Here is a 14248-nt window from a genome sequence, read left to right on the forward strand (position 1 = left end):
GCAGATACGGCTACCGGCCCGCGGAATACTCCGACGGGCCGGCAACTGTGGACAACTTTCCTCGCTGTGGAATCTCCATGACGCCACGGTGGTGGAGAACTACATGTCACTGATCGCTTCGAGAGGCGGTGTCTTCGCCGCACGCTGGCCCGGCCACAACGCCGCGATCACACCGATGATCCCGGATGCGACGAGCATGCCCACGACCTGCGACCACGGCACGGAGATGATGTCGAGCCCCTGATCGGCGAGCGTGCGGACGAACGCCCACCCGAAGGCGAGACCGAGCACGACACCCACCACGGCACCGAAGACCGCGATGAGCAGCGATTCGAGATAGATCGTGCGGCGCACCTGCGACCGCTGCATGCCGACCGCACGGAGCATGCCGATCTCCCGTCGCCGCTCCACCACGGACAGGGCGAGAGTGTTGACGATGCCGAGGATGGCGATGACCACCGCGAGCGCGAGCAGGCCGTACAGGATCGCGAGCAGCATGTCGATCTGCTGGGCCTGCTGCCCCTTGAACTGTTCGCGGTCGAGGACCTGGACGACGACGAATTCCTTGACGGCATCCTGGATCGACGTGCGCACGGCCTCGGACTCGTCGACGGTGTTCATGAGAACCACGAGCGCGGTGCGGGAGGTGGGCGGGGTGAACTGCTCGAACAACTGCTGCGAGATCACCCACGGACCGATCAGCTGGTTGTCCTCGAAGATTCCGGCGACGGTGGTCTCGACGGTGTCCCCGTCCCGGCTGGTGAGCGGCACGGTGGCCCCCACCTCCCAGCCACGCTCGGCGGCCGCACTCGCCGAGACCAGGATCTGATCGCCCGTCACGTCGACCGTGCCCGCGGTGATCGCGAGGTCCAGAACGTCCTGCAGCGGCCCACCGGCAGCAGCGCCGAACTCGAAGTCCTGGTCGATCTTGGCCTGCACCCCGTAGACCGGTACGACCTCCTCGACACCGTCGACGGTGCGCACGGCCTCCGCAGCCGGAGCGGGGACGCCGAACATCTGGGGTCCGGTCAGCATGAAGTCCGCCTCGACGCCGTTGTCGACGAGCGCGTCGACACTGGCCTTCGCCGACGACCCGAACACGCCGATCACGGAGACGAGCATCAACCCCAGCGTGAGGGCGAAGGCGGTCGCCGCGGTCCGGCGGGGATTGCGGGTCGCGTTGGTGCGGGCGAGCCGTCCGATCGCCCCGAAGGGACGGGCGAACACCGCACCGAGGGCATTGACGACGGGCCGGGAGAGCGCCGGGGCGGCGAACAGGACCGCGAGGATCAGCAGGAGCGCACCGATCCCGACGGTGGCAGCGGCACCGCCACCGACTCCCTGTGCGCCGACCACGACGAGGACCACACCGGCGACCGCGCAGAGCACACCGACGATCGTGCGGACACGCAGAGAGTCGACGGTCGCGGTCGACTCCTCACGCATCGCGGCGACCGGCGGAACGCGGGTCGCCCGGCGGGCCGGAGCGTAGGCACTGATCATCGTCACGATCACACCCACGAGCAGCGCCACGATCACGGTGCGCGGGGACAACTGCAGCGGCCCGGACGGCAGTCCCAGGTCTGCGGCGTTGAGGGCTGCGCGCAGACCGTACGCGAGGGCGACACCCGCGGCGATGCCGAGAATGCTGCCGATCAGACCGACGACGAAGGCCTCGAGCGTGACCGACCGGCCGACCTGCTTACGGCTCGCGCCGATCGCGCGGAGCAGGGCGAGTTCGCGAAGACGCTGGGCGACGATCATCGAGAAGGTGTTGTAGATGATGAAGGTGCCGACGAGCAGAGCGATCGCGCCGAACGCGAGCAGGAAGTAGTTGAGGAAGTTCAGCGCCTCCGAAACCTGCGATTTGGTCTCCTCGGTGACTTCGGCACCGGTCTGGACCTTCAGGTCCGGGAGCGCTGCGGCGATCTCGTCGCGCAACTGGTCGGGCGAGAGCGAGCCGTCGCTTGCGACGTCGAGGAAATTGACGTGCCGGCCGTCGGTGAACAGCTGGGAGGCCTGCTGTTCGGTGAACATCGCCCCGAGATAGCCGCCGGTGTCGGTCTCGAGCTGATAGACCCCGCTGATCGTCACGGGCATCGTGCCCTGGGTGACGGTCAGTACCGTCGTCCGGTCACCGACGGCGAGCGAGCCACGTTCGGCCGCGCTCTCGTTGAGGGCGATCTGTCCGCTCTCCGCGGGCGGGCCGCCGGTCACGAAGGTCTGGGGGTCACCGACGAGCTGGTCCGGTGGGATGTAGGCGAAGCCCTCGGCGGGCGCGCCGCCGGTCTGGATGGCGGCTCCCGCGGAGTCGAGGACGATGACTCCTCCGGCGATCGACGGGGAGACCCGTTCGACGCCGGGAAGTGCGGTCACCGTGTCGATGTCCTCGACCGGCACGCCGCTGGTGCCGTTCTCGGCGGTGCTGACCCGGACATCGACACCTTTCGCGACATCACCGAAGATTCCGTCGAAGGTGCGCTGCAGCGTGTCGGTGAACACGAACGAACCGGTGATGAAGGCCGTGCCGAGCACCACCGAGAGCACGGTCAGGGCGAGCCGCACCTTGTGGGCGGCGAGGTTGCGCAGGGCAACTCTGCGGATGGGATTTCCACTCATCGCGGCGTCTCCTATTCCGCTACGGGCGCCGCGGAGGCGGGATCGAACTGCTTCATCCGGTCGAGCACGCGGTCGGCCGTGGGTTCGCGCATCTCGTCGACGATGCGGCCGTCGGCGAGGAAGACCACGCGGTCGGCGTAACCGGCGGCCCGCGGGTCGTGGGTGACGATCACGACGGTCTGGTCGAACTCGTCCACGGCGGCCCGGAGGATGGACAGCACCTCACCCGAGGAGCGGGAGTCGAGATTGCCCGTCGGCTCGTCGCCGAAGATGATCTCGGGCCGTCCCGCGAGCGCACGCGCACACGCGACGCGCTGCTGCTGGCCACCGGACAGTTCGCCGGGACGGTGCCCGAGGCGATCGGTGAGACCGAGGCGCGTGACGACGGTGTCGATCCATTCCTGGTCGACCTTGCGACCCGCGATGTCCACCGGGAGGGTGATGTTCTCGAGCGCGGTGAGTGTCGGGACGAGGTTGAAGGCCTGGAAGACGAAGCCGATGCGGTCGCGCCGCAACTGCGTCATCGCCTTGTCGGACAGGGTGGTCAGGTCGGTGTCGCCGATGAAGACCGCTCCGGACGTCGCGCTGTCGAGACCCGCGAGGCAGTGCATGAGGGTCGACTTGCCCGATCCGGAGGGGCCCATGATCGCGGTGAACTCACCGGCGGCGAAGTCCGCGGTCACGCCGTCGAGGGCGTGCACCGCGGTTTCTCCGGTTCCGTAGATCTTCTTCAGGTCCTGGGCGCGGGCTGCTGGGGCCGTATGCGATCGCATGGAACCCATCTTCCCGGTGCGGCGCCTCCGGCACCATCGGGGAGTTCCCCGATCTTCGATCCGGGGCTGCGGAGGACTCGCCACCGCGGCTCCTCCCCTGCGGCGAGCAGGTGTTCCGGGCGGGCCGGTCCCACCCGGCCGGACCTCATGCCCAGCGTGCCTGCCCTCCGTCCAGAGGAATCGTCGCGCCGGTCAGATACCGCGCGTCGTCGCTCACGATCCACGCCACGGCACGTCCGATGTCCTGTTCGGGGTCTCCGATGCGCCGGAGCGGGATCGACTTCACGAACGCGTCGGCCTCGTCGGGGTTGGTCTCGGTCCACCACTTCAGTCCGGGCGACAGGGCGTGCGGGGCGACGGCGTTGACCCGGATGCCGTCGACACCCCACTCGGATGCCGCGGTGCGGGTCAGCGAGCGCAGGGCCTCCTTCGTCGAGGCGTATCCGCCGTACCCGCTCGTGTCCCAGCGCACCGCGGCGGAGGTGACCATGTTGACGATCGAACCACCCCCGCGAGCCTTCATGATCGGATGGACGAGTTGCATCGCGTGCAGTGCGGACAGCGGACCGGAACGGTACGCCTTCTCCAGGACCGCGGGTTTCAGGTCGAGCAGCGGCCCGAGCGGGTTGAAGCTCGCGTTGTTGACGAGGATGTCGACGCCGCCGAGCAGCTCGACCGTCCGTTCCACGGCTGCGGTGACCTCTGCCGGATCGGCGATGTCGCACACGATCGGCTCCGCGGTGCCTCCGAGAGCGCGGATCTGCTCGACGGTGTCCACCAGTTTCGATTCGGTCCGGCCGGTGACCGCGATCGCCGCGCCGTCACGGGCGAGCGCGAAGGCGACACCCTGACCGATTCCCTGCCCCGCTCCGGTGATCAACGCGATCCTGCCGTCGAGTGTGCCCATGCGTCGTCCGTCCCTCGTTGTTCGTCGATACTGCCGACCCGTCGTTTCCCTCGAACGCGACGAGTCGAGCAGATTCCGGGCAGGCCCGTGCGTCGAGGTCCCGGTCGCCGGGACACTCCCCTACCCTGTGGGGTATGCGGATAGGTGCACACGTCCGGCAGGACGACGATCCCGTCGGACAGGCCGGGCGGCTGGGCGCCGATCTGGTCCAGGTGTTCCTGTCGGACCCCCAGAAGTGGACGAAACCCGGCGTGCATCCGCGCACCGACCAGATTCTCGCGTCGGACGTCGAGGTGGTGGTGCACTCGCCGTACGTGATCAATGTGGCGAGCCTGAACAACCGGGTGCGGATGCCGTCACGGAAGGCCGTGGCCGATCACGCCGAGGCAGCCGCCCGGATCGGCGCGTTCGGACTGGTCGTCCACGGCGGCCATGTACGGGAGGGCGAGGACGTGGCCGCCGGAGTCGAGAACTGGCGCAAGCTGTTCGAACGCCAGGAGGACAAGGGTGGTTTCGGAGTGCCGATCCTCGTGGAGAACACGGCGGGCGGCGACTTCGCGATGGCGCGTTACATCGACGCGATCGGGCGTCTGTGGGATGCGATCGGAGACTACGGGCCGGGCTTCTGTCTCGACACCTGCCATGCCTGGGCCGCCGGGGAGGACCTCGTCGATGTCGTCGAACGCGTGCGGGCCGTCACGGGCCGCATCGATCTGGTGCATCTGAACAATTCCCGCGACGAGTTCGATTCGGCTCGCGACCGGCACGCCAATCTCACCGACGGACGGATCGATCCGCAGTTGCTGGTGGAGATCGCCGGCGAGGCCGACGCCCCGATCGTGCTCGAGACACCGGCCGACGGGCTCGCCGACGACATCGCCTTCCTCCGTGAGCACGCGAGCTGACGACGCCCGAGCGGTCAGTGCCCGGGCAGCTCGCCGGTGAGATAGCGCTGCAGGGTGGGTGCGACGATGTCGACGAGTTGCTCCGACGACAGCGACGCGAGCGGTTCGAAGCCGAGAATGTAACGCACGAGCATGATTCCGGTCATCTGCGTCGCCACGAGTTCGGCGCGCAGGCGGCCGGTTCCCGCAGGCCGATCGATCCGGTCGAGCATCGGTTCGAGTGCGACCTCGAGCAGGAAGGTACGGATCAGCCCACTGTCGCCGGCCGCGATCTGTGCCCGGAACATCGCGACCGCCGCATCCCGGTGCTCGGAATCCCAGACGCCGAGCAGAGCGGTCGCGAGGGCGCGACCGAGATCTTCGTCGGACGCCGTGTAGACGGGCGCGAGGACGTCACGGGGATCGACGGGCAGCGCGATCGCCTCGGTGAACAACCGCGTCTTGTTCCCGAAGTAGTGATGTACGAGCGCCGCGTCCACCTCGGCGGCGGCCGCGACCGCCCGCATGGTCGTCCGATCGAATCCGTTGGCCGCGAACGACTCCCGTGCGCATGCCAGGATCCGATCCCGCGCGCCCGAGGTTCCCGGGCGCCGGCCGGGCCGGCGCGCGCCGGGGACGGCGGTCACGGGGTGCGCCGACGCAGTGTCGCCGCGCCGAGCGCGAGAGCCGCGGCGGCGAATGCCGCGACGACGAGGAGGTCGCGCACCATGAGCGCCGTGGTCCCCGGATCGTGGGTGATCTGCTGCAGGGCCTCGACGGCGTAGCTGAGCGGCAGCGCATTGCTGATCCAGCGCAACCAGTCGGGCAGTTGCTCCCGCGGGACGAGCAGGCCGCACAGCAGGAACTGCGGTATGACCAGGACCGGCATGAACTGCACAGCCTGGAATTCGGTGCGCGCGAAGGCGCTGCACAGCAGTCCGAGCGAGACGCCGAGCACGGCGACGAGCACCGCCACGACGAGCACCCAGAGCACCGAACCCTCGCTGGTGACGCCGAGCAGCCCGAAGGAGACCGCGCATGCGAGCGCGGCCTGGACCGCGGCGGCGAGGGAGAACGCACTGCCGTAGCCACCGAGCAGGGCGGTCTTCGTGAGGGGGGTGGTGAGCAGTCGTTCGAGGGTGCCCGAGCTGCGTTCGCGCTGCATCGCGATGGAGGTCACGAGGAACATGACGACGAACGGCAGGATGCCGAGCATCGTGACGGCGATGCGGTCGAAGAGCGAGACCCCACCCGGCCCGGTGGGCGTGTTCTGGTACATGAAGTACAGCAATGTCATCAGCAGGCTGGGGACCAGCACGATCATCGCGACCGTGCGGTGATCTGCACGCAGCTGCCGCAGGACGCGGGTGGTCGTGGCGGTGTAGGCGACGGCGTTCATCGTCATGCTCCTGCGGGCGTACGGATCAGGTGGAGGAAGGCGTTCTCGAGTCCGTCCTCTCCGGTGCGTTCACGCAGTTCGGACGGGGTCGTCCGGGCGACCAGCCGGCCTTCGCGCAGCAGGACGAGCCCGTCGCACCGGTCGGCCTCGTCCATGACGTGACTCGACACGACGAGCGTGGTGCCCCGGGCGGCCAGCGACCGGAAGTGTTCCCACAGTTCGGTGCGCAGAACGGGATCCAGGCCGACCGTCGGCTCGTCGAGAACCAGCAGTTCGGGATCGCTCACGAGTGCGCATGCGAGCGAGAGCCTTCCGAGTTGCCCACCCGAGAGGGCGTTCGACCGGTTGCGGGCGTGGTCCGTGAGCCCGACGGCCGCGATCGTCTCGGCGACCGCGCGGCCCTTCTTTCCGTAGAGGGACGCGAAATAGGAGACGTTGTCGGTGACGGTCAGATCGGGATACACGCTCGGCGCTTGGGTGACGTACCCGACCCGGCGGCGCAGGGCTGCGGAGCCCGCCGGTTCGCCGAGCACCGTCACACTGCCGGAACCGATGATCTGGGTGCCGACGATCGCACGCATCAGCGTGGTCTTGCCGCATCCGGACGGTCCGAGCAGGCCGGTGATCGAGCCGTAGGGGATCTGCACGCTCACGTCGTCGAGCGCTCGGTGGGAACCGCGCCGGACGTGCAGGTTGCGGATGTCGACGGCGTCGGAAGAGGTTGGGGACATGATGCACCCGATTCGTCGAGTGAAGAACTCATCGTCTGTTGAATTGTGCGCCCGACGTCTCGATCCGGTCAACCCCCTCGCGCGTCACGGAGACCTCCTCCGTCCGCGACGTACCATGAGCCCCATGGTTCGCACCCGTATCGCCCTGGCCGTCACCGCTACCGCGCTGGTTCTCGGGGGGTGCTCGGCCGGCGCCGACGAACCCGCGCCGTCGCCCGCCGCCTCCGTCGACACCCCGACGTCCTCCGCCGCGCCCACCACGACCTCCGCGAACACTCCCCGCGATGCGAGGGACAAGGTCTCGGCGGCCGAGGCCGACGCGAAACTCACCGTCGTCGACATCCGCACCGGACGTCACGACGGCTTCGACCGCGTCGTCTACGAACTCGGCGGAGAAGGAATGCCGGGATGGCGCGTCGGATACGTCGACGAGGCGATCCAGGACGGCAGCGGCAATCCGGTCGCCGTCGCCGGCGATGCCGTTCTGCAGGTCCTCATCGACGGTTCGGCCTATCCGTTCGACAGCGGCGTCGAGCAGTACGACGGCCCGAACCCGGTCCTCGCCGAGCCCGGCGGATCGGTCGTGGAGGTCAACGGGTCCGGGGTCTTCGAAGGCGTCACCCAGTCGTTCGTCGGCATCGCCGAGGCCGGCACCCCGTTCTCGGTGTACTCGCTCACCGGCCCGACGCGAGTCGTGATCGACGTGGCGCGCTGAGCGTTCGGGTCGGTCCCCGGTCCTAGGCTTGACCTCGAGCACACTCGAGGTCCTAACCTCGGCTGCGACCCCGAGGAGGCCGACCCATGAGCATGGAAGTCACGGCGTGGAACGCGATGTACAACGCGATGCACGCCGAGAGCGATCGCCGACCGTTCTCCCGCGCGAGTCTGCGGCGGATCGCCGTGTTCGCCCGCCCGCACCGCCGGAACATCACGTTCTACCTCGTTCTGAGCGTGATCATCGCAGCACTCGGAGTCGCCACACCGGTCCTCGCGGGCCGGGTGATCGACGCGATCGTCGACGACGACGCAGTGTCGGTCGTCGTCCTGCTCGCGGTGGTGATCGCCGCGATCGCGCTGATCGAGGCCGGGCTCGCGATCGTCAACCGCTGGCTGTCCGCGAGCATCGGTGAGGATCTCATCCTCGACCTGCGCACCACGGTGTTCGATCACGTCCAGCGCATGCCCGTCGCCTTCTTCACCAGGACCCGCACCGGCGCACTCGTCTCGCGATTGAACAACGATGTGATCGGTGCGCAGCGCGCGTTCAGCGACACCCTCTCCGGTGTGGTCGGCAACATCGTCACGCTCGCCATCACGTTGGTCGTGATGATCGGGATCTCCTGGCAGATCACCCTTCTCGCTCTGCTGCTGCTCCCGATCTTCGTGATCCCCGCACGACACATGGGAGCCCGGCTCGCACAGCTCAGCCGTGAAGCCGCCAACCACAATTCGGTGATGAACACCCAGATGACCGAGCGGTTCTCCGCGCCGGGCGCCACCCTCGTCAAGCTGTTCGGCCGTCCCGCGCAGGAGTCGAGGGAATTCGCCGTGCGGGCCCGGCGGGTCCGCGACATCGGGGTGCGCACCGCGATGCTCCAGAGCGTGTTCGTCACCGCCCTGACCCTCGTGTCGGCGCTGGCGCTCGCCCTGGTCTACGGACTCGGCGGCTTCTACGCACTGCGCGACCGGCTCGATCCCGGTTCGGTGGTCGCGATGGCGATGCTCCTGACGCGGCTCTACTCACCGCTGACGGCGCTGGCCAGCGCGAGAATGGACGTGATGAGCGCGATGGTGAGCTTCGAGCGGGTGTTCGAGATCCTCGATCTGAAGCCGCTGATCGCCGAGGCCCCGGACGCCGGGCCCGTCCCGGCCGGGCCGGTGTCGGTGGAGTTCCGTGATGCCGGTTTCGCATATCCGTCCGCGGACAAGGTCTCACTCGCCTCGCTCGAGGAGGTCGCGGTACTCGACTCCCGGGGCGGCGAGACCGTCCTGCACGACGTGTCGTTCCGCGTCGAACCGGGGCGGATGGTCGCGCTGGTCGGCTCGTCCGGCGCCGGAAAATCGACCATCGCCCAACTGATTCCGAGACTGTACGACGTCGACTCCGGCGCCGTGCTGCTCGGTGGGGTGGACGTCCGGAAGCTGACCACCGACTCGATCCGGGAAACGGTCGGGCTCGTCACCCAGGACGGGCACCTGTTCCACGAGACGGTCCGCGCCAACCTGCTGCTCGCCCGTCCGGATGCTTCCGAGGCCGACCTGTGGGACGCCCTGCGGCGCGCACGCCTCGACGAGCTGATCGAATCGCTGCCGAACGGGCTCGAGACCGTCGTCGGTGAGCGTGGCTACCGGCTCTCCGGTGGCGAACGTCAGCGGCTGACGATCGCCCGCCTGCTACTGGCCCAGCCGCGGGTGGTGATCCTGGACGAAGCCACCGCGCACCTGGATTCGACGTCGGAAGCCGCCGTGCAGGAGGCGTTGACCGAGGCCCTCGCCGGCCGCACGTCGGTGGTCATCGCACACCGGCTGTCGACGATCCGCGCGGCCGACGAGATCCTGGTGGTCGAAGGCGGGCGCATCGTCGAACGCGGAAGCCACGACGAACTGCTCGCGACCGGCGGCCGCTACGCGGAGCTCTACCGCACGCAGTTCGCCGATTCGGGGCCGAGGATGCCGGCAGGAGTGCCCGCACTCGAGGCATGAGCGCCCCGGATGCGGACTGCCGGCATCATCCGCGAATCGGTCGCCGGCGTCACCGCCGACGACCCGACCGAACGGACGAACCGACGGAGATCAGTCCCGGTAACCGCCGCGACCACCGCGGTCGCTGCGCTCACTGCGATGCGTGAAGTCGCCGGACCGGCCACGGCTGTCGCCGTACTCCCGCCGGCTTCCGCGATCACGCTTGCCCTGATCGCGCCGGTCTCCCCCACGGCGATCGTCACCTCGGCGGTCGTCGCGCCCACGGTACGAGCTGGGACGGCCGGAGGGCGCACCGGAATCGGGCTGCAGCTGGATCAGCACGCCGGAGATCCGCGTGGCCCGCAGCGCCTCGAGGGTCTGCGGCGACAGATCCTTCGGCAGCTCCACGAGGCTGTGATCGGCCCGGATGCTGATGTGACCGAAATCGCCGCGACGCAGTCCGCCCTCGTTGGCGATGGCACCGACGATCGCGCCGGGCTGCACGCGGTGACGCTTGCCGACGGCGATGCGGTAGGTGGTCATCTCCTGGCCGTCGCGCCCGACCTTCGGCCCCTCGTCGAAGCGACGCGGGGGCCGCTCGCGCGGTTCGCGATCGCGGCGCGGGGGCGCGACCGGCTCCGGTTCGGCCTCCATCAGGAACGACTCGCCGTCGCGCGAGAGCACCGCCAGCGCAGCGGCGATGTCCGCGAGCGGCACGTCGTGCTCACGCTCGTAGTCCTCGATGAACGTGCGGAAGAGCTGCAGATGATCGGAAGCGAGCGCTTCGGTGATCGAGTCGTTGAACTTCGAGACACGCTGAGCGTTGACGTCGTCGACCGTGGGCAGCTGCATCTCGGCGAGCGGCTGACGGGTGGCCCGTTCGATCGCCTTGAGCAGGTGCCGTTCCCGCGGTGCCACGAACAGCAGCGCATCGCCGGTGCGGCCGGCCCGGCCCGTACGGCCGATGCGGTGCACGTAGGACTCGGTGTCGTGCGGGATGTCGTAGTTCACGACATGGCTGATGCGCTCGACGTCGAGACCACGCGCGGCGACGTCGGTCGCGACGAGGATGTCGAGCGTGCCGTTCTTGAGCTGGTTGATGGTGCGCTCGCGCTGAGCCTGCACGATGTCGCCGTTGATCGCGGCAGCGGAGAAGCCGCGTGCCCGCAGTCGCTCGGCCAGATCCTCGGTGGCCTGCTTCGTGCGCACGAAGATGATCATCGCCTCGAAGGTCTCGACCTCGAGGATGCGGGTGAGGGCGTCGAGCTTGCGCTGATGGGACACGAGGACCCAACGCTGGGAGATGTTCGCCGACGTCGTCGTCTTCGACTTGACGGTGATCTCCTGCGGATCCTTGAGGTACTGCTTCGACAGCCGGCGGATCGCGCCCGGCATGGTCGCCGAGAACAGCGCGACCTGCTTGGTGTCGGGGGTGTCGGCGAGGATGCGCTCGACGTCCTCCTGGAAGCCCATGGTGAGCATCTCGTCGGCCTCGTCGAGGACGAGGAACTCGAGCTCGGAGATGTCGAGGGTGCCCTTGGCGAGGTGATCGATCACACGTCCGGGGGTGCCGACGATCACCTGGGCGCCGCGACGGAGGCCGGCCAGCTGCACGCCGTATGCCTGGCCGCCGTAGATGGGCAGAACGCTCAGGCCCGGGATGTGCACGGAGTACTTACCGAAAGCCTCCGCGACCTGCAGTGCGAGTTCGCGGGTGGGCGCCAGCACCAGCGCCTGGGGCCGCTTCACGGAGGTGTCGATGCGCGAGAGGATCGGCACCGCGAAGGCGGCGGTCTTGCCGGTGCCGGTCTGAGCGAGACCGACAACGTCCCGTCCCTCCAGCAGCGGTGGGATGGTCGCCGCCTGAATCGGCGACGGGGACTCGTAACCCACGTCCGAAAGAGCTTGCAGCACACGGGAGTCGATGTCGAGATCGGCAAACGTGAGAGCTGCGGTCTCCTGATCGGGGGCGTCTTGAATTTCACTCATTTGACCAGCAGTTTATCGGATGGACCTGTCCCTTCGCGCCCGACCCGTCTCCGACCTGGGCTCGAGGGCCCGGATGATGACACACCCCACCTCCTCGCGAACCGCCGGGGCGCGTCACACTGGGCGAGTCTCCGTCCACGATTCGAAGGATTCCACAGTGACCGCCTCCCCCTCCGCGCGCGGTTCCGAAGCACCCGCGCCCGTCTCGGATTCCGGGATCCCGACGCACTGGTACAACATCGTCGGCGACCTCGAGATCGCCCCGCCCCCGCACCTGCATCCCGGCACCCGTGAGCCGATCACCGCAGAGGATCTCGCACCGCTGTTCGCCTCGGGGCTGATCGAGCAGGAGCTGTCGACCGAGACCGACATCGAGATCCCGGAGGCCGTGCGCGAGGTCTACGCCGGTTACCGCACCACGCCCCTCTTCCGTGCCCGTTCGTTCGAGAAGGCACTCGGGACCCCCGCCCGTATCTACGTCAAGTACGAGGGCGTGAGCCCGGTCGGCAGCCACAAGGTGAACTCGGCCGTCGCGCAGGCCTACTACAACTCGCTCGACGGAGTCACCCGCCTCACCACCGAGACGGGAGCCGGGCAGTGGGGCTCGGCACTGTCGTTCGCATGCGCCAAGTTCGGGATCGACCTCGAGGTCTGGCAGGTCCGCTCCTCCTACGATTCGAAGCCGTATCGTCGCTTCCTCATCGAGACCTACGGAGGCACCGTCCATCCGAGCCCGTCGGATCTGACCGACGCCGGTCGCGACGTCCTGGCCCGGTATCCCGACACTCCGGGTTCCCTCGGTATCGCGGTGTCCGAGGCCGTGGAGGTCGCGGTGAAGGATCCGCTGGCCCGCTACACGCTGGGCAGCGTGCTCAACCACGTGGTGCTGCACCAGACGGTCATCGGACTCGAGGCCGTGCAGCAGTTGCACGCGGCGGGCGAGGACGAGGCCGACGTGGTCTTCGGCTGCGCCGGCGGCGGGTCGAATCTCGCCGGCCTGGCCTTCCCCTTCCTGCGCGAGGTGCTGCACGACCGGGCGAAGACGCGCATCGTCGCCGTCGAGCCCGCGGCCTGCCCGTCCATCACCCGCGGCGAATACCGCTACGACCACGGCGACATCGCGAGTCTGACGCCGCTGCTGAAGATGCACACCCTGGGTCAGGACTTCATCCCGGACCCCATCCACGCCGGTGGACTGCGGTACCACGGGATGGCACCCCTGCTCAGCCACACCGTCGAACTCGGTTACGTCGAGGGCCGGGCCGTGGGTCAGACGGACGCCTTCGCCGCAGCGGTGCTCTTCGCCCGCAACGAGGGCATCGTGCCGACACCCGAGTCGTCGCACGCGATCGCGGCGGCCGCGGAGTACGCGCGCGGGCTGACCGAACCCGAGGTGATCGTGATCGGACTGTCCGGCCACGGCCAGCTCGACCTGCCGGCCTACCACGCCTACCTGTCGGGCGAACTGGACTGAGCCCCACCGGCCCGGCCGGGTGGGGAATGCCCGCCCGGACGGACGGACCGGTTCCATACTGGAAGCGTGCGCTACGCCACGCGCGAGGAGGCAGGCCGGCACCTCGCTCGGTCTGCCGGGCACCTGCGTGACACCGATCCGGTGGTGCTCGCGCTGCCACGGGGCGGCATTCCCGTCGCCCGTGAGCTCGCCGTCGCGCTCGGCGCGCCGCTGGACGTCCTCGTCGTCCGCAAGCTGGGCGTGCCCTGGCATCCCGAACTCGCGATGGGAGCGATCGCGGAGGGCTCTGCCGGCGAGGACGGTCCCGACCAGGCCGTCTACCGCATCCTCAACGAGGATGTGATCCGCCGGGGGCGGATATCCCCCGAATCGGTGGCGAGCATCGAGGAGCGTGAACGCGCCGAACTCGCCCGCCGCGCCGAGTTCCTGCGCGCCGGTCGCGCGCGCGTATCCCTGACGGGCCGCACCGCGGTCGTCGTCGACGACGGCGTGGCGACGGGCGCGACGGCCACGGTGGCCTGCCTCGCGGCACGTGCGTCCGGAGCCGCGCGTGTGGTGCTGGCGGTTCCGGTGGCGTCGCCGGAGGCACTGCGCCGGGTGGCCCGGGCGGCCGACGAGGTGATCTGCCCGTGGGTGCCGACGGATACGGACAGCGTCGGGGCGGCCTACACGGACTTCCATCAGCTCGGCGATGCGGAGGCGGTGACGCTTCTCCGCGATCCCGGTACCTCGGGTACCGGTAAATCCGGTGAGCCTATCGAATGATGGTAATCCACGTTACCAACGGGTA

Annotated in this window: 12 protein-coding genes; 5 read left to right on the forward strand and 7 right to left on the reverse strand. The window is 68.8% G+C overall.

Features of this window, described 5'->3' with window-relative positions:
* Positions 1–99: 99 nt before the first annotated feature.
* The 3 genes from MOM01_RS09445 to MOM01_RS09455 all read right to left on the reverse strand — a co-directional run bounded on the left by MOM01_RS09445 (position 100) and on the right by MOM01_RS09455 (position 4299).
* Complete coding sequence (locus MOM01_RS09445; RefSeq protein ID WP_241385168.1) at positions 100–2619, reverse strand: ABC transporter permease; 2520 nt, start codon at positions 2617–2619, stop codon at positions 100–102.
* A gap of 11 nt (positions 2620–2630) precedes the next feature.
* Positions 2631–3392 carry an ABC transporter ATP-binding protein gene (locus MOM01_RS09450; protein WP_241385169.1) on the reverse strand — a complete coding sequence of 254 codons (762 nt, stop codon included), beginning with the start codon at positions 3390–3392 and terminating at the stop codon, positions 2631–2633.
* A 145-nt stretch (positions 3393–3537) separates the two neighbouring features.
* Positions 3538–4299, reverse strand: a complete 762-nt coding sequence (locus tag MOM01_RS09455) for an SDR family NAD(P)-dependent oxidoreductase (RefSeq protein WP_241385170.1) — start codon at positions 4297–4299, stop codon at positions 3538–3540.
* 134 nt (positions 4300–4433) lie between these two features.
* On the opposite strand from MOM01_RS09455, the gene MOM01_RS09460 reads away from it, so the two are divergent.
* Entirely contained in the window at positions 4434–5204 is a 771-nt protein-coding gene (locus MOM01_RS09460) for a deoxyribonuclease IV (protein ID WP_241385171.1), read from the forward strand.
* A gap of 14 nt (positions 5205–5218) precedes the next feature.
* Here MOM01_RS09460 and MOM01_RS09465 read toward each other — a convergent pair whose 3' ends face one another.
* The 3 genes from MOM01_RS09465 to MOM01_RS09475 are packed head-to-tail and all read right to left on the reverse strand — an operon-like array spanning position 5219 to position 7313.
* The gene (locus MOM01_RS09465; protein ID WP_241385172.1) at positions 5219–5830 is read right to left on the reverse strand and encodes a TetR/AcrR family transcriptional regulator; all 612 of its coding nucleotides are present in this window, start codon (positions 5828–5830) and stop codon (positions 5219–5221) included.
* A complete protein-coding gene (locus MOM01_RS09470; protein ID WP_241385489.1) occupies positions 5827–6582 on the reverse strand; it encodes an ABC transporter permease in 756 nt (251 codons plus the stop codon). The genes MOM01_RS09465 and MOM01_RS09470 overlap by 4 nt, the downstream gene beginning before the upstream one ends.
* 2 nt (positions 6583–6584) lie before the next feature.
* Complete coding sequence (locus tag MOM01_RS09475; protein WP_241385173.1) at positions 6585–7313, reverse strand: ABC transporter ATP-binding protein; 729 nt, start codon at positions 7311–7313, stop codon at positions 6585–6587.
* 124 nt (positions 7314–7437) lie between these two features.
* Here MOM01_RS09475 and MOM01_RS09480 point away from each other — a divergent pair, with 124 nt between their 5' ends.
* On the forward strand, positions 7438–8028 hold the full coding sequence (locus MOM01_RS09480) for an AMIN-like domain-containing (lipo)protein (RefSeq protein WP_241385174.1): 591 nt from the start codon (positions 7438–7440) through the stop codon (positions 8026–8028).
* 86 nt (positions 8029–8114) lie between these two features.
* Positions 8115–10016, forward strand: a complete 1902-nt coding sequence (locus MOM01_RS09485; protein WP_241385175.1) for an ABC transporter ATP-binding protein — start codon at positions 8115–8117, stop codon at positions 10014–10016.
* Positions 10017–10106: 90 nt separating this feature from the next.
* Here MOM01_RS09485 and MOM01_RS09490 read toward each other — a convergent pair whose 3' ends face one another.
* A complete protein-coding gene (locus tag MOM01_RS09490; protein WP_241385176.1) occupies positions 10107–11984 on the reverse strand; it encodes a DEAD/DEAH box helicase in 1878 nt (625 codons plus the stop codon).
* A gap of 157 nt (positions 11985–12141) precedes the next feature.
* Between MOM01_RS09490 and MOM01_RS09495 the strand changes: the two genes are divergently transcribed.
* Together MOM01_RS09495 and MOM01_RS09500 are read left to right on the forward strand one after the other, a co-directional pair.
* Positions 12142–13458, forward strand: a complete 1317-nt coding sequence (locus MOM01_RS09495; RefSeq protein ID WP_241385177.1) for a TrpB-like pyridoxal phosphate-dependent enzyme — start codon at positions 12142–12144, stop codon at positions 13456–13458.
* 66 nt (positions 13459–13524) lie between these two features.
* Positions 13525–14223 carry a phosphoribosyltransferase gene (locus MOM01_RS09500; protein ID WP_241385178.1) on the forward strand — a complete coding sequence of 233 codons (699 nt, stop codon included), beginning with the start codon at positions 13525–13527 and terminating at the stop codon, positions 14221–14223.
* Positions 14224–14248 lie beyond the last annotated feature (25 nt).

The sequence above is a fragment of the Rhodococcus sp. CH91 genome, from assembly GCF_022554085.1.
Lineage (GTDB): Bacteria > Actinomycetota > Actinomycetes > Mycobacteriales > Mycobacteriaceae > Rhodococcus.

Bases quoted from the DNA above. Each gene is read 5' to 3' on its own strand.
- MOM01_RS09485 (WP_241385175.1), top strand. From the start codon at position 8,115: ATGAGCATGGAAGTCACGGCGTGGAACGCGATGTACAACGCGATGCAC.
- MOM01_RS09490 (WP_241385176.1), bottom strand. From the start codon at position 11,984: ATGAGTGAAATTCAAGACGCCCCCGATCAGGAGACCGCAGCTCTCACG.
- MOM01_RS09455 (WP_241385170.1), bottom strand. From the start codon at position 4,299: ATGGGCACACTCGACGGCAGGATCGCGTTGATCACCGGAGCGGGGCAG.
- MOM01_RS09480 (WP_241385174.1), top strand. From the start codon at position 7,438: ATGGTTCGCACCCGTATCGCCCTGGCCGTCACCGCTACCGCGCTGGTT.
- MOM01_RS09475 (WP_241385173.1), bottom strand. From the start codon at position 7,313: ATGTCCCCAACCTCTTCCGACGCCGTCGACATCCGCAACCTGCACGTC.
- MOM01_RS09450 (WP_241385169.1), bottom strand. From the start codon at position 3,392: ATGCGATCGCATACGGCCCCAGCAGCCCGCGCCCAGGACCTGAAGAAG.
- MOM01_RS09445 (WP_241385168.1), bottom strand. From the start codon at position 2,619: ATGAGTGGAAATCCCATCCGCAGAGTTGCCCTGCGCAACCTCGCCGCC.
- MOM01_RS09470 (WP_241385489.1), bottom strand. From the start codon at position 6,582: ATGAACGCCGTCGCCTACACCGCCACGACCACCCGCGTCCTGCGGCAG.
- MOM01_RS09460 (WP_241385171.1), top strand. From the start codon at position 4,434: ATGCGGATAGGTGCACACGTCCGGCAGGACGACGATCCCGTCGGACAG.